Annotated in this window: 33 protein-coding genes and 2 tRNA genes; 12 read left to right on the forward strand and 23 right to left on the reverse strand. The window is 67.9% G+C overall.

The window, feature by feature from the left end; genetic code table 11:
* Positions 1–3: 3 nt before the first annotated feature.
* Complete coding sequence (gene ilvA, locus E0H45_RS12415; protein WP_131337169.1) at positions 4–1287, reverse strand: threonine ammonia-lyase IlvA; 1284 nt, start codon at positions 1285–1287, stop codon at positions 4–6.
* Positions 1288–1518: 231 nt separating this feature from the next.
* Here ilvA and E0H45_RS12420 point away from each other — a divergent pair, with 231 nt between their 5' ends.
* A complete protein-coding gene (locus E0H45_RS12420) occupies positions 1519–2385 on the forward strand; it encodes an HIRAN domain-containing protein (protein WP_131337171.1) in 867 nt (288 codons plus the stop codon).
* A 199-nt stretch (positions 2386–2584) separates the two neighbouring features.
* On the opposite strand, the gene E0H45_RS12425 is transcribed toward E0H45_RS12420, so the two are convergent.
* Positions 2585–3409 (reverse strand): NAD(P)H-binding protein, encoded by an 825-nt coding sequence (locus E0H45_RS12425; protein WP_131337173.1) that lies wholly within the window; start codon positions 3407–3409, stop codon positions 2585–2587.
* A 76-nt stretch (positions 3410–3485) separates the two neighbouring features.
* On the opposite strand from E0H45_RS12425, the gene E0H45_RS12430 reads away from it, so the two are divergent.
* From E0H45_RS12430 to E0H45_RS12440, 3 genes are read left to right on the forward strand one after another with little or no spacing between them, the layout of a single operon-like run.
* Entirely contained in the window at positions 3486–3905 is a 420-nt protein-coding gene (locus E0H45_RS12430) for a MarR family winged helix-turn-helix transcriptional regulator (protein ID WP_131337174.1), read from the forward strand.
* A 14-nt stretch (positions 3906–3919) separates the two neighbouring features.
* Entirely contained in the window at positions 3920–4150 is a 231-nt protein-coding gene (locus E0H45_RS12435) for a hypothetical protein (protein ID WP_131337175.1), read from the forward strand.
* Positions 4151–4161: 11 nt separating this feature from the next.
* Positions 4162–4740, forward strand: coding sequence for a class I SAM-dependent methyltransferase (locus E0H45_RS12440; RefSeq protein ID WP_131337176.1), 579 nt, complete (start codon positions 4162–4164; stop codon positions 4738–4740).
* Between the two features lie 14 nt (positions 4741–4754).
* On the opposite strand, the gene E0H45_RS12445 is transcribed toward E0H45_RS12440, so the two are convergent.
* The 3 genes from E0H45_RS12445 to E0H45_RS12455 are packed head-to-tail and all read right to left on the reverse strand — an operon-like array spanning position 4755 to position 5975.
* The gene (locus tag E0H45_RS12445) at positions 4755–5147 is read right to left on the reverse strand and encodes a VOC family protein (protein WP_131337178.1); all 393 of its coding nucleotides are present in this window, start codon (positions 5145–5147) and stop codon (positions 4755–4757) included.
* The gene (locus tag E0H45_RS12450; protein WP_131337180.1) at positions 5140–5661 is read right to left on the reverse strand and encodes an SRPBCC domain-containing protein; all 522 of its coding nucleotides are present in this window, start codon (positions 5659–5661) and stop codon (positions 5140–5142) included. Before E0H45_RS12450 ends, E0H45_RS12445 begins: the two co-directional genes overlap by 8 nt.
* A complete protein-coding gene (locus E0H45_RS12455) occupies positions 5658–5975 on the reverse strand; it encodes an ArsR/SmtB family transcription factor (protein ID WP_131337182.1) in 318 nt (105 codons plus the stop codon). The genes E0H45_RS12450 and E0H45_RS12455 overlap by 4 nt, the downstream gene beginning before the upstream one ends.
* 263 nt (positions 5976–6238) lie before the next feature.
* On the opposite strand from E0H45_RS12455, the gene E0H45_RS12460 reads away from it, so the two are divergent.
* Positions 6239–6544 (forward strand): hypothetical protein, encoded by a 306-nt coding sequence (locus E0H45_RS12460; RefSeq protein WP_131337184.1) that lies wholly within the window; start codon positions 6239–6241, stop codon positions 6542–6544.
* Here the strand turns inward: E0H45_RS12460 and E0H45_RS12465 are convergent.
* The 4 genes from E0H45_RS12465 to E0H45_RS12480 all read right to left on the reverse strand — a co-directional run bounded on the left by E0H45_RS12465 (position 6541) and on the right by E0H45_RS12480 (position 10644).
* A complete protein-coding gene (locus E0H45_RS12465; protein ID WP_131337186.1) occupies positions 6541–7500 on the reverse strand; it encodes an acetylxylan esterase in 960 nt (319 codons plus the stop codon). The two genes, E0H45_RS12460 and E0H45_RS12465, sit on opposite strands and share 4 nt — an antisense overlap.
* Positions 7501–7504: 4 nt before the next feature.
* Positions 7505–7963, reverse strand: coding sequence for a hypothetical protein (locus E0H45_RS12470; protein WP_131337187.1), 459 nt, complete (start codon positions 7961–7963; stop codon positions 7505–7507).
* A gap of 34 nt (positions 7964–7997) precedes the next feature.
* Positions 7998–8795: a hypothetical protein gene (locus E0H45_RS12475; RefSeq protein ID WP_131337189.1), complete on the reverse strand. Its 798-nt coding sequence runs from the start codon at positions 8793–8795 to the stop codon at positions 7998–8000.
* 244 nt (positions 8796–9039) lie between these two features.
* Complete coding sequence (locus E0H45_RS12480) at positions 9040–10644, reverse strand: LCP family protein (protein WP_131337191.1); 1605 nt, start codon at positions 10642–10644, stop codon at positions 9040–9042.
* A gap of 266 nt (positions 10645–10910) precedes the next feature.
* Between E0H45_RS12480 and E0H45_RS12485 the strand changes: the two genes are divergently transcribed.
* Positions 10911–11000, forward strand: a tRNA-Ser gene (locus E0H45_RS12485).
* 51 nt (positions 11001–11051) lie between these two features.
* Here E0H45_RS12485 and E0H45_RS12490 read toward each other — a convergent pair.
* On the reverse strand, positions 11052–11951 hold the full coding sequence (locus E0H45_RS12490) for an LLM class flavin-dependent oxidoreductase (protein WP_131337193.1): 900 nt from the start codon (positions 11949–11951) through the stop codon (positions 11052–11054).
* A 29-nt stretch (positions 11952–11980) separates the two neighbouring features.
* On the opposite strand from E0H45_RS12490, the gene E0H45_RS12495 reads away from it, so the two are divergent.
* A complete protein-coding gene (locus E0H45_RS12495; protein WP_238154933.1) occupies positions 11981–12637 on the forward strand; it encodes a phosphoribosyltransferase in 657 nt (218 codons plus the stop codon).
* A gap of 58 nt (positions 12638–12695) precedes the next feature.
* On the opposite strand, the gene E0H45_RS12500 is transcribed toward E0H45_RS12495, so the two are convergent.
* From E0H45_RS12500 to E0H45_RS42845, 4 genes are all read right to left on the reverse strand, one after another.
* Entirely contained in the window at positions 12696–14573 is a 1878-nt protein-coding gene (locus tag E0H45_RS12500) for a phosphoenolpyruvate carboxykinase (GTP) (protein WP_131337197.1), read from the reverse strand.
* A gap of 322 nt (positions 14574–14895) precedes the next feature.
* On the reverse strand, positions 14896–16122 hold the full coding sequence (locus E0H45_RS12505) for a hypothetical protein (protein ID WP_131337199.1): 1227 nt from the start codon (positions 16120–16122) through the stop codon (positions 14896–14898).
* Positions 16122–16715: a hypothetical protein gene (locus tag E0H45_RS12510; RefSeq protein WP_238154934.1), complete on the reverse strand. Its 594-nt coding sequence runs from the start codon at positions 16713–16715 to the stop codon at positions 16122–16124. Before E0H45_RS12510 ends, E0H45_RS12505 begins: the two co-directional genes overlap by 1 nt.
* Before the next feature lie 180 nt (positions 16716–16895).
* Positions 16896–17450 (reverse strand): hypothetical protein, encoded by a 555-nt coding sequence (locus tag E0H45_RS42845; RefSeq protein WP_202872264.1) that lies wholly within the window; start codon positions 17448–17450, stop codon positions 16896–16898.
* A 169-nt stretch (positions 17451–17619) separates the two neighbouring features.
* Between E0H45_RS42845 and E0H45_RS12520 the strand changes: the two genes are divergently transcribed.
* Positions 17620–17692 (forward strand) — tRNA-Arg (locus tag E0H45_RS12520).
* A gap of 18 nt (positions 17693–17710) precedes the next feature.
* Here the strand turns inward: E0H45_RS12520 and E0H45_RS12525 are convergent.
* From E0H45_RS12525 to E0H45_RS12535, 3 genes are all read right to left on the reverse strand, one after another.
* Positions 17711–18253, reverse strand: coding sequence for a nucleotidyltransferase domain-containing protein (locus tag E0H45_RS12525; RefSeq protein ID WP_202872265.1), 543 nt, complete (start codon positions 18251–18253; stop codon positions 17711–17713).
* A gap of 4 nt (positions 18254–18257) precedes the next feature.
* The gene (locus E0H45_RS12530; protein WP_131337203.1) at positions 18258–19235 is read right to left on the reverse strand and encodes a hypothetical protein; all 978 of its coding nucleotides are present in this window, start codon (positions 19233–19235) and stop codon (positions 18258–18260) included.
* Positions 19236–19328: 93 nt separating this feature from the next.
* Positions 19329–19865, reverse strand: coding sequence for a GNAT family N-acetyltransferase (locus tag E0H45_RS12535; RefSeq protein ID WP_131337205.1), 537 nt, complete (start codon positions 19863–19865; stop codon positions 19329–19331).
* Positions 19866–19978: 113 nt separating this feature from the next.
* Between E0H45_RS12535 and E0H45_RS12540 the strand changes: the two genes are divergently transcribed.
* Positions 19979–20644 carry a Type 1 glutamine amidotransferase-like domain-containing protein gene (locus tag E0H45_RS12540; RefSeq protein WP_131337207.1) on the forward strand — a complete coding sequence of 222 codons (666 nt, stop codon included), beginning with the start codon at positions 19979–19981 and terminating at the stop codon, positions 20642–20644.
* Between the two features lie 3 nt (positions 20645–20647).
* Here the strand turns inward: E0H45_RS12540 and E0H45_RS43630 are convergent, their stop codons facing one another.
* The 3 genes from E0H45_RS43630 to E0H45_RS12555 all read right to left on the reverse strand — a co-directional run bounded on the left by E0H45_RS43630 (position 20648) and on the right by E0H45_RS12555 (position 22124).
* Positions 20648–20779 (reverse strand): hypothetical protein, encoded by a 132-nt coding sequence (locus E0H45_RS43630; protein WP_272948962.1) that lies wholly within the window; start codon positions 20777–20779, stop codon positions 20648–20650.
* A 290-nt stretch (positions 20780–21069) separates the two neighbouring features.
* Positions 21070–21546, reverse strand: coding sequence for a hypothetical protein (locus E0H45_RS12550; RefSeq protein WP_131337209.1), 477 nt, complete (start codon positions 21544–21546; stop codon positions 21070–21072).
* The gene (locus E0H45_RS12555) at positions 21543–22124 is read right to left on the reverse strand and encodes a helix-turn-helix domain-containing protein (RefSeq protein ID WP_131337211.1); all 582 of its coding nucleotides are present in this window, start codon (positions 22122–22124) and stop codon (positions 21543–21545) included. Before E0H45_RS12555 ends, E0H45_RS12550 begins: the two co-directional genes overlap by 4 nt.
* A 116-nt stretch (positions 22125–22240) precedes the next feature.
* On the opposite strand from E0H45_RS12555, the gene E0H45_RS12560 reads away from it, so the two are divergent.
* Complete coding sequence (locus E0H45_RS12560; RefSeq protein ID WP_131337213.1) at positions 22241–22699, forward strand: nucleotidyltransferase domain-containing protein; 459 nt, start codon at positions 22241–22243, stop codon at positions 22697–22699.
* Here E0H45_RS12560 and E0H45_RS12565 read toward each other — a convergent pair.
* The gene (locus E0H45_RS12565) at positions 22696–23385 is read right to left on the reverse strand and encodes a hypothetical protein (RefSeq protein WP_131337215.1); all 690 of its coding nucleotides are present in this window, start codon (positions 23383–23385) and stop codon (positions 22696–22698) included. The two genes, E0H45_RS12560 and E0H45_RS12565, sit on opposite strands and share 4 nt — an antisense overlap.
* Before the next feature lie 3 nt (positions 23386–23388).
* Complete coding sequence (locus tag E0H45_RS12570; RefSeq protein WP_131337217.1) at positions 23389–23823, reverse strand: VOC family protein; 435 nt, start codon at positions 23821–23823, stop codon at positions 23389–23391.
* Positions 23824–23852: 29 nt separating this feature from the next.
* On the opposite strand from E0H45_RS12570, the gene E0H45_RS12575 reads away from it, so the two are divergent.
* Positions 23853–24665 (forward strand): phosphotransferase enzyme family protein, encoded by an 813-nt coding sequence (locus E0H45_RS12575; protein ID WP_202872266.1) that lies wholly within the window; start codon positions 23853–23855, stop codon positions 24663–24665.
* A 264-nt stretch (positions 24666–24929) separates the two neighbouring features.
* Positions 24930–25574, forward strand: a complete 645-nt coding sequence (locus tag E0H45_RS12580; protein ID WP_131337219.1) for a nucleotidyltransferase domain-containing protein — start codon at positions 24930–24932, stop codon at positions 25572–25574.
* On the opposite strand, the gene E0H45_RS12585 is transcribed toward E0H45_RS12580, so the two are convergent.
* Complete coding sequence (locus E0H45_RS12585) at positions 25560–25958, reverse strand: cytidine deaminase family protein (RefSeq protein WP_131337221.1); 399 nt, start codon at positions 25956–25958, stop codon at positions 25560–25562. The genes E0H45_RS12580 and E0H45_RS12585 overlap by 15 nt on opposite strands.
* Between the last annotated feature and the right edge of the window lie 25 nt (positions 25959–25983).

Genomic DNA, 25983 nt, shown 5'->3' on the forward strand with positions numbered 1-25983 from the left:
ACGTCAGATCAAGTACCTGAATTCTGGTGAGTTCGGGTTGATGCGTTCGATGTCGAGCGGGGCGGCCTCCATGCGGGACAGCAGCAGTGGGAGGTCGTCCCGGGTACTGATCTCGATGCCGACCAGGGCGACGCCGGTCTCGCGGTTGTTGCGCTTGACGTACTCGAAGAGCGTGATGTCGTCGTCGGGGCCGAGCGTCTCGTCGAGGAACGCGCGGAGGGCACCGGGCTCCTGCGGGAACGTCACCAGGAAGTAGTGCTTCAGGCCCTCGTACACCAGCGAGCGCTCGAGGATCTCGCCGTACCGGCTGACGTCGTTGTTCCCGCCGGACAGCAGACAGACGACGGTCTCGCCCGGGCGTACGTCGAGACCGTTGCCCAGGGCACTTGTCGACAAAGCGCCCGCGGGCTCCGCGATCAGGCCGTCGGTCTGGTAGAGCGCGAGCATCTCCGAGCAGACGAGCCCTTCGGGCACCGACATCAGCTCGACGCCGGCTTGCTGCACCAGCGGGAGGGTCGCGTCACCGACCCGACGTACAGCGGCACCGTCGACGAAGCTGTCCAACTGCGGCAACGTCACCGGCTTACCGGCGGCGACCGCCGCCGCCATGCTTGCCGCGCCACCCGGTTCCACCCCGACGATGCGTACGCCGGGATGCCGCTCGGCGATCCACGTTGCAACCCCTGCAACGAGACCGCCCCCACCGACCGGAACCACGAGTACGTCGGGAGCGTGGCCGAGCTGCTCGACCAACTCGATCGCCACGGTGCCTTGCCCTGCAACGGTTCTTGGATCGTCGAACGCCGGCACCATCGTCGCGCCGGTCGCAGAACCTTCCGCGATCGCGGCGGCGGCTGCGTCGTCGTACGTGTCGCCGGTGACGATCACCTCGATCTGCTTGCCGCCGAGCGCCGCGATCCGGTCCCGCTTCTGGCGCGGCGTCGTCCGCGGCACGTACACCTTGCCGTGGACGCCGAGCATGTGGCACGAATACGCCAGCCCCTGACCGTGGTTACCGGCACTCGCACACACGACGCCGGCGGCCTTGGCCGCGTCGTCGAGCTGCGCGATCAGGTTGTACGCGCCGCGAAGCTTGTAGGAACGGCCGATCTGCAGGTCCTCCCGCTTCAGCCAGACCTGCGCGCCGGTCCGCTCGGAGAGGCGGAGATTGCGCTCCAACGGTGTACGGACGGCGACGCCGTCCAAGCGCCTGATGGCGGCCTCGACGGCCGCCGCATCGACGGTGTCGCGGGTGGTCGATCGAGCGACTGAACCACTGCCCTGCATGACGTTCCTTCCCGTGCATTTGCACGATCTTCGCCGATTCGCTCGCTGCACAAGACGATTCGCGTCCACAGTCCGGACCGGCGGATACCTTTTGCATTCCAGACTCTTGCACCATGCGTGAAACGGCTCTTCACTGGGCAGTCTAGTTTTCATACGCTCACTCGGTGTAACGGCCACGGTCCTGGGAGCGATGAGCCGGGTACAGGCCGGTCAGTGAGGACTGGAGGGCACATGGAACTGATTCCGTTCAGTCTGTGGGGCGACGCTTTGTGGTGCGGTCAGGAAGTCGTGCGGGAGGCCCCGCACGAGCAGGCGATCAGAAGCCTGTTCCCGGACCCCATCCCGGCGCGCGGCGCAGATCTGGACACCGAGGCGGACCTCGTCCCGGAACCGCACAACCGTTTCGACCCGCGGTCGATCGCCGTCCGGGTGCATGGCAAGGTTGTCGGCTATCTGCCGAGGGACGACGCGCACCGGTACCACCCGGTGCTGTCAGATCTGGTGGCGCAAGGCCTGCAACCGCAGGTCCCGTGCCACCTGTGGGTCAGCGAATGGGAACCGGCGGACTGGGACGGCAAGGGCGCCCAGGGCACCGAGTTCCACGCCAGTGTCGCGGTCGCCCTCGGGCAGCCGCACATGTTGATGCCGGTGAACCTGCCCCCGCCAGGCAGTTTTCACCTGCTACCGCCCGGCAGCGGCATCGTCGTACCGGGCAGCGAGGTGCATCCCGACGTACTGGCGCCGTTCTTCCGCGCGGAAGGCGAGTGCTGGGCGTACGCCACCATGCACGCGATCGAGGAGGAGGACAGCTTTCAGGACCGGCACCGGATCGTGGTCGAGATCCGGCTCGACGACGAACCCGTCGGTCGGCTCAGCCCGCGGCTGAGCGCCGAGTTCCTGCCCGCGATCCATTACCTCGCCGACATGCGGGCCGAGACAGCTGCCCGCGTCGCCGTCCGCGGCGACCGTTGCGCATCGGAGGTGACGCTCTACGCGGCGCGGAGTCACGACCTGCCGGCTACCTGGCCGGACGGGCTGGCCCGCTCCCCAGTCGCTTCCCCGCAATGGCACTACTGGGCCACCAAAGAGGCCAACTAGGCGGCTGCGCAGTACTGACCATGCCTCACCAGGCCGGTACTGCGGAGCTACTTTTCAAAGGCGCCGGGCAGCTTCCCTTGGAGAGCTGCCCGGCACCGAACGCGCGGCAGACGTTGGTCCGCACACCCGCCCACGGGGTCCGAGTCCCCGCACCTATGAGACGGTTGCGCCGGGCAATCATGACGCCACTTTCCGGGGGCTACTTCAAGCGCGGCGCGTTCTCCTTGCACCACGCGGAAAACGTGTTCGGCGACCGCCCGGTAAGACGCCGTACGACGTCGGTTCGCACCCCGATCGTGTCGGCGCGCATCAGGGTCAGTCCCTCGATCAGAGCGGCCGCCAATTCCGCCGGAGCCCCGTCTGGATAACGGAATCGAACCGCCTCCGCAGGCGTCGCGATCGGCTGTACGTCGAGTGCGCGCCCGATCGCCGCACCGAGGATCGCGACCTGCTCGGCGACCGTGAACGACTCGGGTCCGGTCACTGTGTACGCCTGTTTCTCGTGACCGTCCTCGATCAGCATTGTCGCCGCGACCGCCGCGATGTCCGCCGGGTCGATCGGCGCGGCCCGCCCTGGCCCGATGGGGTCCAGCACGTACCCGCCGGCGCGGATCGTCGGCAGCCAGTCGAACGCGTTCGTCATGAACCCGGTCGGCCGCAGGAAGGTTCCCGCGATCCCCGAATCCGCGATCAACCGCTCCCGTTCGTGATGCCACCGGCCCATCGCGGGGATCGGGTCCCCGAGCACGGCGTACGACGACAGGTACACGATCTGCCGGACGCCGGCGCGACGCGCTGCCGCGACGACGTTTGCGGTGTGGTCGAGGCCGGTGCCGGGCACGACCAGGAACACCTTGTCGACGCCGCGGAGATCGAGTGGCCCGTCGAGGTCTCCGACGATCTGCTCGGCGGGCAGCTCCGGCCGCGGGCTGCGAACGAGCGCGCGGAACACGGCGCCACGCCGGTTGAGTTCCTCGACGAGCGCGCGACCGACGTGTCCGGTGGCGCCGGTGATGAACAACATGACAGACTCCTTTACCGGTTAACGATTCGCTGGGAACGTTAACCGGTAAACGATCTGCTGGTCAAGGAGTCTGCCGATGCCCGAGTTCCTGGAGCTGCACAGCAAGACGTCCAAGGTGCTGCGGGCGGCCGCGGACGCCGCCGTACAGCGGCACGGACTGCGGCTCGGGCAGGACCATCTGCTCGCCGCACTGTGGGCGGAGGACGGCCGTACGCCGGGCGAGATCGCCGCCGCGGTGAACGTCACCACACCCGCCGTCACCAAACTCGCCACCCGGTTGGCCGAGGCAGGCCTCCTCGAGCGCCGGCCCGATCCGCGCGACAACCGCCTCGTCCGGCTGTGGCTGACACCTGCCGGGCGCGCGCTCCAGGTGCCCATCGAGGCCGAGCGTCAGCAGCTCGAGGACCGCATCACCGCGACGCTCACGAAGACCGAACGCGCGCACCTGCTGAAGGCGCTCGGGAAGATTCATCAGGCGTTGGTGGACGGGCCGTGAAGTACCTTGGCGGTATGGCGAACGTACCGGTCTGCCCCGTTTGCGGCGAACGAGCAGTGCCGATCCTGTACGGCCTGCCCACCCCGGTCGCGCGCGAAGCCGCCGCGGCCGGCAAGGTCCGCCTTTTCGGCTGCGTCATCCCGGCCGAACCAGACAACTGGACCTGCCCGCAGGACCACACCTGGCAAGCAGATGACGACCAGGTCCTAGGCGCCGCAATCGACGCCGCCCTGCACCGGGACTGACTGCGCACCGGATGAGGCAGCCGTGGAACCACAACATTCACTACCACCCGCAGATCCTGGACGCTGTTCCGCACAGTGCTGAGCGGGCGCTCGATATCGGTTGCGGTGAGGGCATGCTCGCCCGGAAGCTGCGCCGCGTCGTACCGAAGGTCACCGGGATCGACCTCGACACGCCCAGTCTCGAGTTGGCGCGTAGTCATGGTGACGACATCGAGTACGTCCACGGGGACTTTCTGGAGCATCCGCTCGAACCTGCGTCGTACGACGTGATCGGGTCCGTCGCCACGCTCCACCACGTCGACGCCCGCACCGGCCTGCTCCGGATGCGCGAGCTGCTACGTCCGGGCGGGGTGTTGGTGGTGGTCGGTCTGGCGCGTACGACGCCACGCGACCTCCCGTACAGCGCAGCGGGCCTCGCCGCGGCGTACGCACACCGCGCGGTAAAGGGCCACTGGGAGCACCCGTCTCCCACCGTATGGCCGCCGCCCGTCACCTTCCCGGAAATGCGCGACCTAGCCACAGAACTCCTGCCCGGCTCGACCTACCGCCGCCACCTCCTCTTCCGCTACTCAATCACCTGGCGAAAGTGAATGGACGTTGTCGGTCAACTACTCGTTCCTGCTGTAGCTGTTTCGGTGGTCCAGGTTGAGAGGCAGAACGGGTGGCCGGCGGGGTCGGCGTACACGTAGCAGTGGTCGGAGTTGGGCTGGAAGTCGAGCAGGGTGGCGCCGGCCGCGAGGACCCGTGCGCCGGTTGCCTCGAGGTCGTCGACCAGGAAATCGAGGTGCATCTGCATCGGTACGTCGTTGCCGGGCCACTGTGGTGGCCGGAAGTCCTCGACCTGCTGGAAGGCGATGACCCCGTTGGCGCCCGAGACGGACGCCCAGTGCGACGTACCGCTGACGACTCCACCGGTGATCTCGGCGTAGAACTGTGCCAGGACGAGGGCATCGGGCGCGTTCACGGTGATCCCTTCCAGCCTGATCTGGTCAGACATCGGTCCTCCGGTACGCCGGGGTGAGTTCGGTCCAGCGCGCGTGCCAGGCCGGGGCGGGCGCCTCCGCCGACCAGCCGCCGTCGTGTGCTGGGCCGTCGTTCGCCAGCGAACGACCTAGATCCTCGAGGTGCACCTGCCACCCGGCTCCGTAGAAATGCAACGAGCCGATCGGCAGGCCGCGCTCCTCAACCACCAGCTTGGTCTGCGAGCCCATGGGGGTGAGCCAGGCCTCGAGCTGGGACTCGTCCGCGGTGCCCGGCTCCGTGGTGAGCAGTAGATGGTGTGGCGCGTCGCAGACCTCGATCCTGGCCGGACCACTCCAGGTGCTGGTGAAGACGGCGTGGACCGTCCCGCCTTCGTGCAGCGCGCCCGACACATCAGCGATCCAGCGCGCGAGTCGCTCCGGCCTGGTGCAGGCCGCCCAGAGGTCGTCGATGTCCGTGTCGTACACGTCCTCGACGCGCACCGCGCCGCGGGTCTCGTCGAGGGCCCGCATCGTCCCGAGGATCTTCACGACTGCGCCTTCTTTCCGCGAGCGACCTCCGTGTGTAGCGCGTCCAGCCGGTTCCGCCACAGCGCGCGGTACCCCTCCAGCCACTCGTCCACCTCGACGAGCGCCTCCGGCCGCAGGCTGTAGATCCGCCGCTGCGCCTCCTGCCGTACGTCGACCAGCCCGGCCTCCCGCAGCACCCGAAGGTGCCGGGACACACCCGGCCGCGCAATCGGCAGCGCGTCGGCCAACTCACCGGCCGTCGCAGGATGATCCCGCAAGATCTCCAGCACCGTCCGCCGGCTCTGATCCGCCAACGCCTGCAAGACCACGTCCATACCGCCGAAGGTACCCAACCAGGTACGTAACCACAAGGGTACGCACGATCAGATGTCCGATCACCCGGCGGGCAGCCTCGGCGAGCCCGCCGGCCGGTCACCACTGGCGGGATACGTCACCGCTGGCCTCCTACATCCCGCCATCGGACACATAACCCGCTAGCGCGCAAACGACAACGTTGGTTGGAGCGGTACTAGCATCGCGCGTCCTCACCGTCCGCCTGGTCGGCGCTGTCGACGGCTCCGAACCCGAGGTGGAGGCAGTGAAGCAGACAGTCCTGGCTCAGCCGGCCGATTTCACCGTCGAGTTCGAGTCGGTCCGGTACTCCCGCGAGGAACTGCTCGAACTCGCCGACGACATCTTCCCCAACGCCCACGAATGGGGGCCAGCTGAAGGTGGGCCGGCAGGAGGATGGGACACCCTCCGGAACCGGGTCGTGGTTCTCGTCGGCGACGAGCCCGAGGACCTGTCCCGAGCGTGGATCGGAGCCATCGAACGCCGGCAGGACGAACGCATTGTCCACGAGATCGTCCGGCACTCGATGAACGAGCCATGGATCCAGCCCTAGAGTTTGGCGCCGATCAACTGGTAGATGTCGTCGAGGGCGCCGGGGAGGTCGTCGTGGCCGAAGTCGGGGTACGTGCGGACTTCCTTGGGTGACTGGATCTTGTTGTAGGCGGCGAACTGCGTCGACGGCGGGCAGATCTGGTCCTCGAGGCCGGTGAAGAGGGTGACTTCGGCCTGGATCCGGGGCGCCAGGTGCTGGATGTCGATGTAGCCGAGCGTCGTGAAGACCTCCTCCTGGCGGAGGTGCCGCGGGTCGCGTTTGCGGAACCACGTGACGATCTCGTCGTACGGCGATGTTTCCAGGTTCAGGTCCCACGTCCGCTGGTAGTCGGACAGGAACGGGAACACGCTCGCCACGTACTTGATCGACGGCGTCAGCGCCGCCGCCACCAGCGACAGTCCACCGCCCTGGCTCCAGCCGGTCGTCGCGATCCGGGCTGCGTCGACCTCCGGCAGCCCGCCGATGAGGTCCGCCAGGCGCCGCGTGTCCAGGAAGACGTGCTTGTAGAGCAGCCCGTCCGGCCCGTCATCGAGCCCGTGCACCAAGTGGTGGTGCAGGGAGAAGCTGTTCGATGCCTGCGACGGCGTACGGAAACCGACCTGCTCGCGGACGTCCAGTGCCGCGACGGTGAACCCGCGAGCGGCGTACGGCAGCAGATCGACCCAGGCAGGCTGCTCACCGCCGTACCCGTGGAACAGCAGCACGGCCGGTCCGGTCGGCTCGGCGGGACGCAGTACCTTCGCGTGCACCCGGTAGCCGCCGGTCCCGGTGAAGTACAGGTGCTGCGCGGTCGCCGTCGTCAGCGGGAAGTCGACGGCGTCGACGAACTCCGCCTCGGCCGGCAACGAGTCGAGATCGAGTAGCGCCTTGTCCCAGAACGCGTCGAAGTCCGCGGGCCGCGGGTTCGTGCCCTGGTATGTGAGGAGTTCGTCGTACGACAGCTCGAAGGAAAGCACCGCATCATTCTGCGCTGTCGGTGTCCCCGGGGGCAGTCCCGTCCCAGATCGTGTACCCGTGGGCCGCGTTCAATTTGTCCCGCAGCGCGGTCTCCAGGCTTTCGGCCTTCCCGGGCGCCAGCCACGAGATCGGCAGCAGGATCGGGTGGTCGGGGTTCTTGGTGCGCAGCACGATCGCCTCGCCGTGGGTGGTCTCGACCCGGCCGACCTCGGTGATGTCGGTCCAGGGCGTGCGGAGGCCGCGCACTTCGAGATCGCCGTCCCGGAGCCGGGCGACCTTCGGCGGCCGGGCCAGGATCCATACGCCGGCCAGCGAGATCATGCCGCCGAGCGTGACGAACACCGATACGGCGACGCCCGGCAGCCCCAGTGCCCAGAGCACCGCGGCCACCCCGAGAATGATCAGACCGGCAGCCAGGATCCCGAGGAACCGTCCCGCCCGCATCCGGTACGTCGTACGCATCGCCACAGGATCTCATCCGCCCGGGGTGACCGGGTCAGAAGGCTTCCGTCTCGGACTCCGAGGTGTTGCCGGCCACCGACTTCAGCGTGAGCGACCACGAGAACGACCCGTCCAGGAACCGCTCGAGCTTCGCGTACGAGCAGTTCTCGGTGAACCGGTTGTTCTTCGCGTCCCAGTTCGTCCCGGTCTTGTAGTAGACCCAGTAGTCGCCGCGGATTCCGTTCAGCGTCGCCGACTTGTTCGCCCGGACGTAGATCGACGCCTGCGGCTTGCGTGGGCTGCTCGGCGTGACCACGACCACGATGTCCGATCCGGCGTTGGTGATCCGGAGCGAGCCGGAGCCGCGCGAGCCGGACCGCTGGAAGACGTCGCCGTTCTCACCCCGGCCACCGAACACGGCCGGCTGGGCGAGCTTCGCCGGCACCGACAGCGCACCGAACTTCACACCCTTGCCGATCGACTTCTGCACGCCCTGCGCGAGCTCGGCGAAGGCGAACCGGACGCCGCTCTTCGCCTCGTACAGCCGGACGTCCAGCGCCTTCGGCAGACCGCAGCCGGTCTTCGTCGCGCCGGCCTTGGTCAGCTCCGTGGCCACGTTCCCGGCGTACGCATCGAAGGCGTCCAGGACCTGGGGATGTGCTGACACCAGGCCGCGCGGCGGCGTGATCTTCACGAGCTCGGTGCGTTCGAGTACGACGACACCCGCGAGCTGGGCGCGGGACGCGTCGAACGCGGCGATCGTCTGCGCGTTCATCACGCGCCCGACGTACGGCTTGAGGACCTTCTCGACATTGGTCAGCGCCCGCTGGTACATCGGCACCGAGAGCGCCACGGGAGTCGGTGTCGGCTTCGGGGCCGGCTTGGGCGCCGCCGACGAGGGCGGTGGCGCGCTCGTGCTGGTCGTCGTACCCCCTGCCGAGGGCGCGTCCGCACTGTCCGACTTGCCACTGCAACCTGCGCAGGCCAGGACCGCAATCCCGACCACAACCGCCAACGAACGCCTCACAGTCACCCCCAGGTGTGACCAATCTTCACTTTGGTCCAATACTTCCCTGCGAGGGGTTCACCAATCCGGATCAGTTACCGCCGGTGCCGGTCTCGCTCGGGTCGTACGCGCAGGCGTCGTTCAGGTTCTCCGCGGCGCCCGGAGCGGTGGTCGTCTTCGACGGAGTGGTCGGCCGCTTCGTGGAGCCGGAGGTCGGCGCCTTGGTCGGGCTCTTGGTCGGCTTCACCGTCGGCGTGGACGCGGCCGGGGCGGTCTTCGGGGCGATCGCCTTCTGGATGATCTCCTGCATCGCCGTGTAGTCCGGGTTCTTGCCGGTCGGGAAGTTCTTGTTCTTGTCCAGGTCGATGTTGGTGACCTTCGCGTTCTTCACCTTCAGCCCGAGCTGGATGAAGGCCTGCAGGATGTCCTGCGGGATGTCGGTGCGCAGCAGCTGCTTCCCGGCCTTGGCGATCTGCTGGTACGACGTCACGAGCGCCTGCGGGTTCGCGCTGTTCACCAGCGCGTGGATCGTGCACCGCTGCCGCTCCTGCCGGGACGGGTCGCTCAGGCCGAAGCGGCCGCGGGCGAACCAGAGCGCGTGGTAGCCGTCGAGCTTCTGGTTCGGACCCGGCTCGATGTACCCACTCGGCTTCTTCTCGGTGTTCGACCCGGGGCCGGCGCCGTAGTCGCCGCCGATCGGCACCCGGTAGTTGACGTTCACGGTGATGCCGCCGAGCGCGTCGATGATCTGCCGGAACCCGGCCAGGTTGACCTGCATGTAGTAGTCGATGTCCAGGCCGAGCGCGGCGCTCGCGGCCAGCTTGACCGCGTCCGCGCCCTCGTTGTCGGTCTGGCCGAGGATCCCCGGGTGCTGCTTGGGGATGTTCTCGTACATCGCGTCCAGATAGAACTCCGGCTGCTCGACGTTGCCCTTGCTCGGGTCCCAGAAGCCGTCCGGGTACACCTTGTGCAGCGGCGAGTCCTCCGGGAACGGCATCCGCATCCAGTTCCGGCTGAGCGAGATCAGCGCGGTGTCACCGGTCTTGGTGTCGATGCTCGCCACGATCACCGTGTCGGTGCGCGTGCCGGTCCGGCCGACGCCGTCGTCCGCGCCGAGCAGCAGCAGGTTCAGCCGCGGGGTGTTCGCCCACGGGTCCTTCGCGTTGCTGACCTTCGGCCGGGTCGCGCTCTTCGAGTTCCCCTCGGACTGGAACACGCTGCCGATCAGGTCGCGCTGCGCCATCACGGTCTGCGCCGCGACGGTCGTCGGTACGGCGATCGCGAAGCAGAGCAACCCGACGAACATCGAGCCGGCCAGCCGGCCGGTGTAGGTCATGCTGACCGGGCGGAGCAGCTTGTGCGACGCGACCACGGTCCAGATCCAGCCGACCCCGAGCAGTACGACGGCGCCGGTCGCGATCAGCAGCTGTCGCGGGGAGACGAGCAGGGCGAGCACCGAGTCGCGGTGGGTGAGACCGACGTACGCGGCGATCAGCAGCAGGCCGACGCTGATCGTCAGGATGAACGCGCCGAGCTTCTTCCGGCCGCCCATCAGCAACCCCGTGCCGGGGACCAGAGCGCTGAGCAGCGTCAGGCTGATCGCCTTCGACGCCGTCCGGGCACGGTGCGTTCGAGCACGGGACCGGGTGGCACGCGGTGCGGCCCTCCGACCGGCTGCGCGAGTACTCCGCGACATGGCTCCGTTCCCTGATCGACGACGTCACGACCCTTCCGTCGGCCGCGCGAGGCGGCCCACGGTACTTCAGACGCCCACGACACCCGGTTGGTTGACGTGATGCTGGCGACCCCCGTCGATGCTCGCCAGCGTACAGGGGCTCCGGGCTACTACCGCAACGTGCCGTGTCAGCGACCGAGCGTGCCCGGCGACCCACTTTGCTCACGGACCGGTCGAGCGGATACTCTTGGCCGTCGTCGTGTCCGCTCCTCGAGTGGACCGTCGGAGGAGGCGTCGCCTAGTCCGGTCGATGGCGCCCGCCTGCTAAGCGGGTTGAGGGTAATCCCCTCTCGCGGGTTCAAATCCCGCCGCCTCCGCTCTTGGAGCTCCCTGTCTGCGAAAGCGCAGACCAGGGAGCTCCGGCCGTTTCACTGGGTGAGTTGTTGTTTTGCCTCGGCGATGCGTTCTATCGAGCGTGGGGTCATGGGTTCGGGGGAGATGATCAGGTGGTTGACGCCTAGTTTCTGGTAGGCCGCTGATACCTCGGGGAGGTCCTGGACCGGGATTGCCTGCGGGCTGGGGTCGGCGACGGATTGGTCTGGGTCGCGGACGATGATGCCTGCTGTCCGGGCTACTGCTTCTGGGGGGCGGTTGGCGGTTTCCAGGGCCTGGCGGAGGGTTTCCAGGCGCTCCTCGACCTGCAGATTCGGGGCGCCGTACCAAGCCGTGTTCCAGGCGTCGGCCCACTGGGCGATCAGTTGCATCATGCGGGGGCGGTGGCCGGCCACGAGGATCGGGATCTGGCGGAGTGGAGCCGGGTCCAGGTTGGCTTCGTGGACCTTGTAGTACTTGCCTTCGTAGGTGACCGTTTCGCCACGGATCAGGCGGGCTACGATCTCCAGCCATTCTGTGAAGCGGCCGACGCGGTGGTCGGTGGGTAGGCCGAACGCCTCGTACTCGGGGTCGTGCCAGCCGGCGCCGACGCCGAGGGTCAGGCGGCCGCCGGAGACCTCGTCGAGGGTCGCGGCCATCTTCGCGGTCAGACCGGGATCGCGGAACGACGCGCAGAGCACCATGTTGCCGAGCTCGACCCGGGACGTGACCGCGGCGACCGCGCTCAGCAGGGTCCAGCTGTCGTGCATGCCGAAGACCTGCCCCTCCGGATCCCGGTAGAGGAAGTGGTCCGCGAGCCAGACCGAGTCCAGCCCGCTCTGGTCGGCCGCCTCAGCGACCGCCCGCACGTCCTTCCAGCCGGCCATCCCGCCATCGGGTCCGTCCCCGGCGCCGAGCGGAAGCATCACACCGATCTTCATGTCCACGGTTCGCATGCGGTCAACGTACGTGGATCATGGGCGCTATGAGGAGGCCGTACCCGGATCGGGCGGCCGCGGGCCGCGTGCTGGCCGACGAGCTCGGATCGGTCGGCGGTTCCGTACTGGTCCTCGGGCTGGCGCGGGGCGGCGTACCCGTCGCGGCTCCGGTCGCGGAGGTCCTGGACGCGGAGCTCGACGTACTGATCGTGCGCAAGCTCGGGCTGCCCGGTCAGCCGGAGCTGGCGATGGGCGCGATCGCCGGCGTCGGCGACGAGTTGCACGTGGTCCGCAACGAGCCGATCGCGGCGGAGGTCGACGCGGAGACGCTGGAGGCCGTACGCCGGCAGGAGGTCCGGGAGCTGCGCCGGCGCGAGCAGGCGTACCGCGGCGACCGGCCGCCGATCGACGTCCGGGATCGCGTGGTGATCCTGATCGACGACGGCCTCGCGACCGGCGCGACGATGCGGGCCGCGGTAGAAGCAGTACGACGCCATCGCCCGGCGCGCGTCGTCGTCGCCGTACCCGTCGGTGGCATCGAGAGCTGCCGGCGGCTGTCGCGGGTCGCGGATCAGGTGGTGTGCGCGTGGATCCCGCAGTACTTCACCGCGGTCGGGCAGGCGTACCGGGACTTCTCACCGGTGAGTGACGACGCGGTACGGCGGGTGCTCGCGGAAAGCACAGCGCGGCGCCCCGGCGGATGATCCAGGGCACCGCGCTGTTGGTCCGGCCGCCGGCTTCCGAATCGGCGGCCGGCGTTCGTCAGGCCAGCCGGGCCTTCAGGTGGTCGAGCTCGACCTTGAGCTCGGTCGGGACAGTGTCGCCGAGCTTCGCGAACCACTCCTCGATCAGCGGGATCTCGGCCTTCCACTCCTCGACGTCGACGTCGAGCGCGATCTCGAGGTCGTGCGCGGTCATGTCCAGACCGCTGACGTCGAGCGCGTCCGCGGCCGGCACCCGGCCGATCGGGGTCTCGACCGCGTCCGCCTGACCCTCGATCCGCTCGATGACCCACTTCAGCACGCGGCTGTTCTCACCGAAGCCCGGCCAGACGAACTTGCCGGCCTCGTCCTTGCGGAACCAGTTCACGTAGAAGATCTTCGGCAGCTGCGCCGCGTCGTGCTGCTTGCCGACGGTCAGCCAGTGGTCGAAGTACTGGCCAGCGTCGTAGCCGAGGAACGGCAGCATCGCCATCGGGTCCCGCCGTACGACGCCCACCTGGCCGACCGCCGCGGCGGTGGTCTCCGAGGACAGCGTCGCGCCCATGAAGACGCCGTGCGCCCAGTCGCGGGACTCGGTCACCAGCGGGACCGTGCTGGCGCGGCGGCCGCCGAAGATGATCGCGGAGATCGGTACGCCGTTCGGGTCGTCGTACTCGTCGGCGATGATCGGGCACTGCTTGATCGGCGTGCAGAACCGGCTGTTCGGGTGGCTGGACAGCTCGCCGGAGTCCGGCGTCCACTCACGGCCCTTCCAGTCGGTCAGGTGGTCCGGCGGGGTCGGCGAGTAGCCCTCCCACCAGACGTCACCGTCATCGGTGAGCGCGACGTTGGTGAAGACCGAGTTGCCCTTCTCGATCGTGCGCATCGCGTTCGGGTTGGTCTTCCAGCCGGTGCCGGGGGCCACGCCGAACAGGCCGAACTCCGGGTTCACGGCGTACAGCCGGCCGTCCTTCCCGAAGCGCATCCAGGCAATGTCGTCGCCCAGCGTCTCGACCTCCCACCCCTCCAGAGTCGGGTCGAGCATCGCCAGGTTCGTCTTGCCGCATGCGCTCGGGAAGGCGGCCGCGATGTAGTGCACCTGCTTCTCCGGCGAGATCAGCTTCAGGATCAGCATGTGCTCGGCGAGCCAGCCCTCGTCGCGAGCCATCGCCGACGCGATCCGCAGCGAGTAGCACTTCTTGCCGAGCAGCGAGTTACCGCCGTACCCGGAGCCGTAGGACCAGATCGCCCGCTCCTCGGGGAACTGGACGATGTACTTCTCGTCGTTGCACGGCCACGGCACGTCCTGCTGGCCGGGCGCGAGCGGCGCGCCGACCGAGTGCAGGCAGGGGACGTACGACGCGTCGGTGCCGAGCTTCTCGAGGACGTCGGCGCCGCTGCGGCACATGATCCGCATCGACGCGACGACGTACGCCGAGTCGGTGATCTCGACGCCGAACATCGGCTTGTCCGCCGTCAGCGGGCCCATGCAGAACGGGACGACGTACATCGTCCGGCCGCGCATCGAGCCGCGGTACAGCTCCGTCAGCGTCGCCTTCATCTCGGCCGGGGCGACCCAGTTGTTGGTCGGACCCGCGTCCTTCTCGTCGACCGAGCAGATGAACGTGCGCTGCTCGACCCGGGCGACGTCCGACGGGTCGGTGCGGACCCAGAACGAGTTCGGCTTCTTCTCGTCGTTCAGCCGGACCATGGTGCCGGCCGCGATCAGTTCGTCGGTGAGCTTGGCGTACTCCGCGTCCGAGCCGTCGACCCAGTGGATCCGGTCGGGCTGCGTGAGTGCGGCGACCTCGGCCACCCAGGCCAGCAGGCCGGCGTGGCGGGTCGGTGCGTCGGTCAGGTCGTACGGCGCCGGGAGGGGGTCCGTTGCGGCTGGCGAGGTGGCGGTATCGGTATGGGTCGGGCTGGCGGTGGTCGTCATCGGCGGCTCATTCCCTCTCGGCTGTCGGTCCCGGCGGCCGCGCGACCCCTCGACGCTGAGGGGGTACGGCTCCGGCCGCCGGGGTCTCCGGCGGTTCGATTCAGCTGGCTGGCGGTGTGATCTCTCGCATACCAGTGCATCCAGTGGGCATATACCAGTGTGCAAGTGGTACTACGGTACGGGATCGGCACAAGTGCTGAGAACCCCTAGAACGTGAACCCGGTCACAAAGTTTTCGCGACAATCGCTTTCCGGTTCGGCTTGTGAAAATGAGAACGGCCCGCGCTGTTCGCGCGGGCCGTTCCAGGAGATTTTTCGGTGCGTCAGCTGGTCTGCCGCCAGATGTCGTTCACGAGCTGCTGGATGACCGCGGCCTCCGCCTGTGGGCCGTAGACCATCGCGCCGACCAGCCACCACTGCCCGCCGCTCTGGAACGCGCGCGTCATCGTGATCGTGTACGGCGTCGTCGTCGACACCGTCAGCCAGGTCCGCGCGTCCTTCGCGGTCGCCGGCGCGACGGTCCGGTAGATCTTCGTCCACTGCTGGTCGAACGTCGGCCGGTCGGACAGGCACTTGGCCAGGCTCGCGCACGGATGCAGCGCGAACTGCGCCTGCATCGCGTTCTTCAGTCCGCCCGGGGCGTAGTCGTTCTTGGTCACGACCCGCCGCAGGATCAGCTGCGACGACTCACCGAGGAAACTCACCTGCGGCGGCCGCGGCCAGCCGATCGCGAACGGAAGCTCGGCGTTCGCGACGACCTGTACGTCGGCACCGGCCGGGTAGGTCGCGCCGAAGACACCCGGCGATCCGTCGGACCGCTTGTACGGCGCGGTCGTCACGCGGTTGATCGGCGGGATCAGGACGCTCGACGCGATCGGCTCCGGGCTGACGGCCGGCGGCGGGGCGGCCTCGGCCGGGTCCTTCTTGACGCTGCCGCCGATCGCGGTGCCGATCGAGTAGGCGATGCTGAACACGATCAGCACGACGACCGCGACGACGGCGTAGATCCAGGCGCCGATCTTGCGGCGGTACTGCCGAGCGACATCGATCTTCGACTGCGGCTGCTGTTCCTGTACTTGTTCCTGCGGCGTCGCGGTCTGCTCGGGGCGGTCGACGTACGACGGGATGCTGCCGCGCGACGCGGTGTCGCCGGGCGGGAGGATCGGCGGCGTCGCGCCGTACCCGACGAGCTGGTTGCGGACCGCCTGCAGCGACTCGTCGTCGTTCCCGAGTACGCCGTCGAGCGGGTCGACCAGGCGCTCGGCGCCGGTCTCGCCGTGGACGAGCTGCGTGATCGCGTACGGGCGGCCCGAGGTGAAGTTGGCGGCCCAGAGCGGGGTCTCCTGCTGGCCGGGTTCGAGTGCGGCGTCACGGCTCGCCCTGGTGAGGCGGTCGACCACAGTCGGGTTCTGGGCGCCTTCCTCACTGAGGACGAGCGCGATCACGTCCGTCCCGGTGAACGTGCGGCCGTGCCACAACTCCGCCAGCGGGTGCAGCAGGATCCGCTGATCGAACTGGTAGCCCGGGATCTCCGGCGTGCTGTTGGTCATCACTGTTTGCTTTCCCAGATCGCCCGATCCGCGAGGGCCAGCGCCGCCTTCTGCGCCGTGTCCGCGTCCACGGGGTTGGCTTTGTAGTCCACCAGTACGGTGATGTCCGCGCGCTGCACCAGCGTGTGCACACTCCAGGACTCACCGGCCAGTCCGCTGGCGGTCCGGCCGACCTTGGTCGGGTACGGGCGGTTCTCGTCGTACTTCTTCAACGTCGAGCGGCTGAACGTCCGGTTCGCGACCTGGGACGGCGTGAACGGCGCGTTCCCCGCGCCCGCGTCCAGCCCGCCGTACGCCGTGATCGTGACGTTCACGCTCGCCGACGTGTACGCCCGCACCTTCGCGCGCGAGCTGGCCGCCGTGCAGCTGATCGTCGTCGTCCCGCCCTGGGTCATCGTCACCGGACCGGACGATGCCTTGGGCAACAGGTTCGCCACGTCCCCGATCCGCGCGCACAGATCCGCCGGCAGCGCCCGCGCCGGCAGGATGTCCTTCGGCGTCACCGGCTCCCCGACCGCGAACCCGACGCCACCCCCGACCAGCGCGGCCACACCACACCCGATCGCCGTACCCCGCACCAGTCGACTACCCATGCCCGCGACCTTAACCACGCGAAGGTCCTCCCCGCGCCAACACCCCGCCGCCCGCCGGTGCCTGTGCACAAGAACCGGTGGCTGTGAACAGGAAATAGCCTGTCCACAGCCACCGCCGCGCCGGTCACGCCCCGCCGCGGATGTGGCCCGGCGCGCGGCGGACCGGAGTTGCCTGCTTGGTCAGCTGAGGAGGGTTTTCACCGAGCCGCCGGACTCGGTGAGTTTCGTGCCGAGCCCGTTCAGCGCCTCGCCGACCGTCGCGAGAATGCCGGAGAGATCCTGCAGGTTCCCGGCCAGGGCCTCGACCTCGGTCGCGACGCCGCCGATCTGGCCGCTTCCGTCGTTCAGCTTCTTCGCCGCGGCGTCGCCGATCCCGGGGATCTTGTCGAGCTCACCCGCGAGCCCGGCCAGCATCCCGGCCGCGTCGTGCAGCTTGTCCTTCGCCGCGTTCATCGTCCCGGCGCTCCCGGCCAGCGCCTTCCGCGCGCCGCCCTCGCCGTCGTCCCCGACCAGCGCCCCGGCCGCCTTCGCCGCCTGCTCGCCGGCCTCCGCCAGCCCCGACCCGATCGTTTTCAGCAGCTCCGGCAGCTTCCCGATCAGCCCGAGCGCATCGTCCGGCAACCCGCGCACCAGATCCAGCACCTTCTGGAAGTCGTCCGAGTTCTCCATCACGAACCCGACCGCCTTCTTCACATCCCCCAGATCCCGCCCACCGAGCAAGTCCTCAATACCCATGCGCGGATCGTAGAGCCCACACCTCGCGTCCCCACGTGCGCCGCACCGAGCCCTCGCCGGACCGCCCCCGGACCTCCGCCGTACCCCCGAATTCGCCCCCGGAGACCTCCCTCCGGAGCCGATTGGCCTCCACCCGCCCCCTCCATGTATCGTTACTCGACGTTGTCCAGCGCTCGTAGCTCAACGGATAGAGCATCTGACTACGGATCAGAAGGTTGGGGGTTCGAATCCCTCCGAGCGCGCTTCGTGAAAGCCCAGGATCAGTCCGCTGACCTGGGCTTTTGTGTGCGGTTCTCGGGCGGTTGGAGTCCGAAGCGCTCGCAGAGCACCGCGATGTCGTGTCGGTCGCTCGCTCGCAACTCGTAGCCGGTGTGGTTCTGCAAGGCGAACTCAGGACGTTCGCAGCGAACCGAGAGGCCGGCGATCTCACCCGCACCCGAGAGGTCCTCGGCGGTGAACATGAACGGCACGTTGACACTGCCGTAGTGGAGCCGGCCGTCGCTCAGGGTCTCGTAGAGGTGAAGATCTACGCGACGACTGTGGCCGTCATGCAGGACGAAGTTCCAAGGACGGTCGCCGGGCCACGGGTAGAGCCGGTCGACTCCTTGGTCGGCGAAGGATGCGACGAGACCTTCGAAGTCAACCGCGTCGACCCAGATGTCGAGATCCCCATGTTTCCGGGTCTGCTTCCCCACCAGTGCATCGACAGCCCAACCTCCGCCGACGCATGCTGCGACTCCGCGCGCCTGCAGGGCCGCAATTAATGTGCGCGCCGCTTCTGGCGGCATCACGTATTCCGTCACGCCCTCAGACTCTCAGAGCGGCGACTGTGGCCAGGTAGTGCCGGGGGATCTCGGCGCGGGCGTGGAGCTCGAGCGGGTCGGCGTACGGGACGAGGCGTAGCCACGAGACGAGCTTGTGTACGCCGACCAGCGCCTCGGACGCGGTGAGGTCGTGTCGCAGAACCTGTGGGTCGGCGTCGAGATGATCACGCCATACGGCCAGATAGACGTCGAACAGGGCATCTCTGTGTACGCGCGACAGTGGCGCGCCGGTCCACTCCACCACCGAGTCGAGGAAGCCGTGCAGCGACACGAACGGATGACCCCAGATCGCGTTGCCGAAGTCGAAGAACCGCGGCCGCAGTACGCCGGTTGAACGGTCCGCGAAGATGTTCGCGGGGTACACGTCGTTGATTTCCAGGTCGAGCGGAACGTCCTCGCTGAGGGACTCGGTCAGTCGATCGAGTACGTCGGCCGCCCGCGCAGCTCGTGCGAGCAGATCCGGCTCGGCTTGCAGCGGATGCCCGGGCCGTAGGGCCGCCCACTCCTGCGCTACGGCGCGCACTCGATCGCCGGCCGAGGTGGGCGCCTGTTCGATCATGCCCGGATGCTCGGTCGCATCGACGCGGCCAAGGAGCGTGCACTGAAGACGGGCCAGGGCCTGTACGACGGTGCGCCGCGTCGCCTGATCGGCAACGTCCGGATGCGTCAGCGTCGACCCTTGATCGTCCGTGAGCAGCCGGCTGCGTTCGCGGTCCACTGCGATCGGCACGATCACGTCATCCGGCGCGAACTGTGCCAACGCCGCGACGAGACCGGCCTCGAACCGATGCCCCGGATTGTTCTCCTTGAACCACACCAGGCCTTCGACGGTGGGATAACAGCGGACCACGGACCAGAAGCGGGCCCGGTAGGTGACCGGTTCACCACTGATCCGGCGACCGTACTCCGCGAGCCGGGCACTCACCCAGGCGTCCGCGGTCTGCGTCCACTCCGGCGACATCCAACGCTGAACCCACTGGCCCTGGGCATCTGGCCCTAGTGGTCTCGCAGACAGCATCCGGTGACGCTAACGCCCGGCTCCGACAGTTCTGTCTCAAGTGGACTGCGTGGCCGGGGACCGCATACCGAGCCACTGCTCAGCACCCCACGCCTCGAACCGCTCCACCTCGGTGAACCCCAGCTTCGCCGCGAGACGCATCGAGCCGACGTTGGCGGTCTGGGTAGCGAGCACCACGGGCTCACCGGGAAGGACGCCGTCGAACCAGTCGAGGGCCGCCGCGCACGCCTCGGCGGCGTACCCGAATCCCCACGCCTGCGGCAGGAACAGGTAGCCGAGATCGGCCTTCCCCACCGCAGCCGGGCGGTGCTTGGTTGCTCTCCTGAGCAGGATCTGGCCGATCATCGTCCCGTCGAGCTCAACGACGAAACTCCCGGGCCACCGCTCGGGCACCTCAGGCGTCTCGCGCTCGACCTCGTCACGTGGGCGGGGACCGCCGAGGTACGTGTTCACCTCCGGCGAGGCGAGCAGCTCGACGAACGCCGTACGATCCCGCGCCTCGGACTCACGAAGCACGAGCCGCTCGGTCTTGATCGGCTCCGGCGGCCACGCCACGCCTCCCAGAGGTTCCATCCGCGCACGCTAACAGGGGCCGTATTTCTGACAGAGTGTCGGATCTGGAACGCGGCGTTCGTAGACCAGGTGAACGGCGGCCGGTCGAGGTCGCCAGGACAAGGAGTGAGGGTATGCATCTTCTTCTTACCTCCGGGGGCATTACGAACCCGAGCATCAGCGACGCGCTCGTCGAGCTGCTGGGCAAGCCGATCGCCGAGTCCCGCGCGCTGCTCATCCCGACGGCGATGTGGGGCCATCCGAAATGCGGGCCTACCTTTGTCCGGGGCTCCGTCACCGGCGCACCTCCCTGGCACATGCCCAGCCTGGGTTGGGAATCCGTCGGCGTCCTCGAACTCACCGCGTTGCCCAGCATCGGCGAGGAGCGGTGGGTGCCGTGGGTCCGCGAGGCCGACGTACTGCTGGTGGACGGCGGCGATGCGACGTACCTGTGCCACTGGATGCGGGAGTCAGGCCTGGCCGACCTCATGCCGTCGCTGCCCGACACGGTCTGGGTGGGCGTGAGCGCCGGCAGCATGGTGATGACACCGCGGATCGGCGACGACTTCGTCTCCTGGCCGTCCGCGCCGGACGACCGCACACTCGGCGTCGTCGACTTCTCGATCTTCCCGCACCTGGACCACGAGAGCATGCCGGAGAACACCCTGGCCAACGCGGAGAGGTGGGCGGCCGGCATCGAGGGTCCGTCGTACGCGATCGACGAGCAGACCGCCATCAAGGTGACCAACGGCACCACAGAAGTCATCTCCGAAGGCCACTGGAAGGCCTTCCCCGCCTAACCCTCAGACACGCGGGGTGGGCCGGTAGGTGAGTTCTTGGGTACGGTCGTCGAACGTCTGGCTCTCGATCAGCTCGAGGTCGAAGTCCGCCGCGCCCTGGAAGATCGGCTCCACCCCGGTCCGACCGGCGATCACCGGGCAGACCGTCACCTGGACCCCGGTCGACCAGGCCGGCGGCTATCAGCGCCCGGTTCAGCGACAGGCTGCCGTGCGAGCGGTTCAAGGAGTCCCGGCGGCCCTCCGACTAACTCCGCTCGCGGGAGGTCGGGCGATCCGGGCGACGTACGGCTGGAGTTTCCGCACGATCAGTTGGTGTTGCGGGCGCGTCGGTCTGGCTATTTGCCAGTAGCCGCTCGGCCCTGACTGCGAGGAGATGTATCTCGCGATCGATGTCGTTGCCGCCAAGGATGAATTCGAGCGAATCCTCATCGGTGTAGTAACGGTGGATCACCTGTTCGAGGTCGGCAGCCGATGCGTTCCCCATGTCGAGGCGCCTGGCGAGGGCGACGATGTCCCCGGCCCTTGCGGCGCTGCGCAACCAACTTGGTAGCCAACAGGAACTCGTCGGCGGCGTACGCAATATGCAGACCGGGCGCAGCGCCGCGTTGCAACGCGCCTTCGGGCAGCGGCGGCATCCACGGGCTGGCCCGGGTGTTCAGCCAGTCTTCAGGGAGCTTGCGTTGGCTTGCCATCGCGCGGGCTTCGTCGACTACGGCCTGGTCACGTGTGATGGCGTCAATATCTTCCGTACGGCGTGGATCGTCGTTCGAGGTGACGGCAATTGCGGCGCCTCCCACGACGAAGATCGATGTAGAGATGCCACGTGTTTTCAGGCGCTTGTCGAGTTCGGAGAGGAGGTCGACGATTTCACTGGCCCTGAATTCGTTGCGGTTGTCGTTCATGCGGTCGCCAAGTCGCGGGCGGGGACGAAGATGTTGGCCTGTGCGAGGTAGGCCGGGGTTTGCTCGATGATCTCGTCGCGGTCCAGGAACGGATGTTCAGGAATCCAGCGGTCGGGGAGTGGGTTGACCTTGGTCCACTCGGGCGGGTCCTCGCCGGCTGCTTCGAATTCGCGCGCTGTGAGGACGGCGAGGAGCGCGTCGAATCCTGCATGGCCGGTCGTGCCCGGCGCTGCCTCCCAGGCAGCTTCGGAACCATCGTGACGTCGCAGCAGTAAGCGCAGGTGATCGCGGCCCTGAAGCAGCATCCGCCACGCCCACTCGTCGTCGCTCGCCTCGCGGACAGCCGTCGCGGTGGCCGGGGCCGTCATGATCCGATACTCACGCGCCGCCTGCAGGGCATGCGCAATCCGTCCAGCCCGCAGGAAGAACTGCGCCGTCGGCTTGGTCCTGCCGGAACGGTAAGTGGAGAAGCGGGAAGCGGAAGTGCCGAGGGCAGTGGCGAACGCAGCCTGAGACAGCCCGCTCTCGGCGAGAGCGCGATTGAGCAGTTCGCTTACTGCCTGACTGTCCTTGTCCATGTCGGCACTCCTGAGTCCGTTATCTAATCAGATAATAGCCTCGTTGTCTGGCTGGGCCAACGTCAAGCAGCTCCAATCGCCGTCGGAGCGGCCTGGGGGTGCTTTACGGTTCGGGGATGGTTCGAAGGAGTGACCTGGAACTTGTTCGGTACGTCGTTGGGCGGCTGGAGGATGCTGGGGTCAGGGCCTGGGTGTTTGGGGGATGGGCGGCGGAGTTGCTGGGGCTGAGTGCACCGCGGGCGCATGGGGACGTTGATCTGTTGTATCCGGCTGATGATTTCGGGGCCGTGGACGGGTTTCTTGCGCGTGGCGACGTACAGGAGATTGAGGCGAAGCGGTTTCCGCACAAGCGGGCGTTCGAGGTCGACGGGGTCATGGTCGAGCTGTTTCTGGTGCAGGCTGACGAGGCTGGTTTGTTCACCGACTTCTGGGGTGTTGCGCGGCACGACTGGCCTGCGGACGTGTTCGAGGTCGAAGCCGGCGGTCTCCGGGTGGCCAGCGCGAGGGCCGTGACTGGCTATCGGGCGGGTTGGGACGAGTTGCAGGCAAAACTGCAGGGCCGGAGATCCGGCTAGTGGTCGTACGGGAAGGTGTGGGGCCAGTTCTCGGGGGCGGTTGAGAGTAGTTGCTGGGCCATGTCGTTGGCTGCGCGCGTGGGGTCTGTTTCGGTGCTGTTGAGGCGGAGTAGTTGCTGGCGGTTGTGGCGGTCGAAGGACAGCGTGATCCCGTCTTCGCGCCAGTCCGGACTCACCCATTGCAGGTGCGGTACCAGCTCCAGCGGCCGGAGGAGCTCCTCGAGGAGGCGGGCGGTTTGGCGTCGGGGTGTTTCCCAGGAGCGGTCGCTGGTGATGCGGCGAACCTCTGCGAGGTACTGCTCCCGGTCGAAATGGATGTCCGGCAGTTCCCAAGGCCGGCCTTCGTAGTTGGTGGCGCTGGGTGAGAGTGGACGCATGAAGACGCCGGTGTAGTCGCGGAAGTCGACCCAGGAGATGCGTGTGCGGTCCGGGGAGGGGACGACGTACGGCGCGATGACGCCGCAGCCTGCTTCGCCGCAGGAGCACCGGTACACGGCCACGCGGTGGCCGGCGTCATCGGGCACGAGCGGCGAGTCCCGCCCGAGAATCTCGCCGGGATCGAACCCCCGCCACTCGTTCGAGACGTGCGCGAAAGGGTTCTTACCGTCGACCGAGATGCTCAGAACCGGCCAGTCAGGCCTGTTGTCGAGGACCTCGAATCCCAAGGTGAGAACGGCGATACGCATCGCTCAGTCGAGGCAGAATTCGTTGCCTTCGATGTCCTGCATGTTGAGGCAGGACTCGTTTTCCTCGTCGGCGACGAGGAGTTGGCCGCGGACCGCGCCGAGGGGGAGCAGGCGGGCGCATTCGGCTTCGAGTGCTGCCAGGCGTTCTTCGCCCACGAGGCCGGTGCCGACGCGTACGTCGAGATGGACCCGATTCTTGACGACCTTGCCCTCGGGAACGCGCTGGAAGAACAGCCGCGGGCCGACGCCGGTGGGATCGACGCAGGCGAACGCGGACCCCTGACGCTCAGGCGGTTGCGCGCGGTCGAACTCGTCCCAGCTCGCGAACCCCGGCGGTGGCGGCGGTACGACGTACCCCAGCACCTCGCACCAGAAACGAGCGACGCGCTCAGGATCCGCGCAGTCGAAAGTGACCTGAACCTGCCTGACCGTTGCCATGCGACCACCGTAAAGGGTGTGCCGCGCAAATGTCTGTCGAGATAATGCGGCCGACCGGGCATCATGTCGGCGTGGAAGAGGTGCTGACCGGAGGAAACGTCGCGGATCGGGTCGTGCGGGTCGGCGCGACGGTGCGGAAGCCCGCTCTCGTTCAGACGGCCGGGGTTGAGGCGGTGCTCACCCATCTCGCCGACTTCGACGGATCGCCGCGCACGCTGGGGCGGGACGAGCAGGGGCGCCATGTCCTCGAATTCATCCCGGGCGCGTTGGCCGACACACTGCCGCCGTTCTCGCTGGACGAGTTGGCTCGGATCGGTCGGCTGATTCGTGAACTCCATGACGCGATGGAGAGCTTTCAACCGCCGCCCGGCACCGTGTGGGACGCGGTGGTCCCCGACCCGGCCGGCGGCGATCTGATCTGTCACAACGATCTCGCTCCGTGGAATCTGGTGCGCGACGGTGAACGCTGGGTGTTCATCGACTGGGACAACGCGGGGCCGGCGTCGCGGTTGTGGGACCTCGGGTACGCCGCGCACGGGTTCGTACCGTTTGTGGCGCGAGGCAACGTCGACGTCGACGGACCGCGGTTGCGTGCGTTGGCCGACGGGTACGGGCTCGATCCGGAGCAGCGCCGTGCCTTCCCGGCGCAGATCGCGGCGCACACTCGGGGCATGTACGACCTGCTGGTCCACGGCCACCGCACCGGCGAGCAGCCCTGGGCCCGCCTCTATGCGGAAGGCCACGCCGACCACTGGGGACCGACCGCCGAGTACATCGAAGCCCACCACGACGCATGGGTCACAGCACTGCTCTCGGATCACTCCCATTCGGAGCTGCCGTAACGCTTTCCGGACGGCGCCCGATCTAGCGGGTAGGGGGTGGGGGAATGACTGTGCTGCGGACGTTGCTTGCTGCGTTCTTCGTTCTCGCCGGACTTGGGGGCATCGTCTCGGCAGTTCGCCGAGGCAATCTGTTCGACCTCGCCGTAGCCGTGGCGCTCTTCGCGATTGCTGCCGCGTTGTGGCCACGGAGAGCCCGAAGCCGCGTTTAGGACACTCCCCGAAATGCGTTTGCCGCGCTGGGTGCGTGGCGGAATTGTTGCGGGCATGAATCCTGAGCCGGTGGTGCGGTCGGCGGCCGAAGCCGCGGAGGCCCAGTACTGGGCTCGCCTTTACGGGCGTTGGGAGCCGTTCGATCTGGCTGGAGCGGCTGAGTTCATGGACGGGTTCGATCGGCCGTGGTGGGTGGTCGGCGGCTGGGCTGTGGATGCGTTCACCGGCGTACGTCGTGAGCACGATGACGTCGACGTGTCGATCCTCGCGTCCGACGTACCTGCTCTGCGGGAGCACGTAGGAGATCGATGGCATCTGTGGAACCTGGCCGGTGGCGACATGCGGCCGTTGACGCGACAGCACCCCGATGTGTTCAATCCGGCGAGTCAGCTGTGGGTACGCGAACACGGCGATGCTCCGTGGGTACTCGATCTGCCGCTGACTCCGGATCGCGACGGGCTGTGGACGAACAAGTTCCTGCCGCATCACACCGGCACGATCGACGAGGTCACGTGGGTGGCGGATGACCACATCCGCTACCTGAACCCCGAGATCGTCCTGCTGTTCAAGGCGCGGAAACGGCGTACGAAGGACGAGAAGGACTTCGCTCGCGTGTGGCCGATGCTTGCGGAGGGCAAGCAGATCTGGTTACGCGAGATGATCCCCGAGCACCCTTGGTTGCGTTCAGTCGAGCGGTGACGCCCAGTCGGTTTCGGGCAGGAGGGTGCGGAGGGGCGCCGTACGGTGTTTGCCGAGGATCACCTCGGCGTCGAGGTTCGACGGGTCGATCTGGCGGATGAACTCCCGGCACCGGCCGCACGGAGCGACGACGTGCAGCGGGCCGTCGCCGCGCCAGACGGCGACGATCTTCGCGATCTTGTACTCGCGCGCCGTCACCATCGCAGCGATGGCGGCGTGCTCGGCGCAGAACCCCGTCCCGGACGCGGTGTCGATGCACACGCCGACGTACACGTTGCCGGCGTCGGTGAGTAGCGCCGACGCCACATCGCCGAAGAGCCGATCGTCGACGTGATACGGATGCAGCACGGCCGCGGCCGCATCGATGAGCTCGTCGTTGATCACCCACGAGAACCTAGCAACGCTAGCA

Source organism: Kribbella soli, assembly GCF_004331345.1.
Classification (GTDB): domain Bacteria; phylum Actinomycetota; class Actinomycetes; order Propionibacteriales; family Kribbellaceae; genus Kribbella; species Kribbella soli.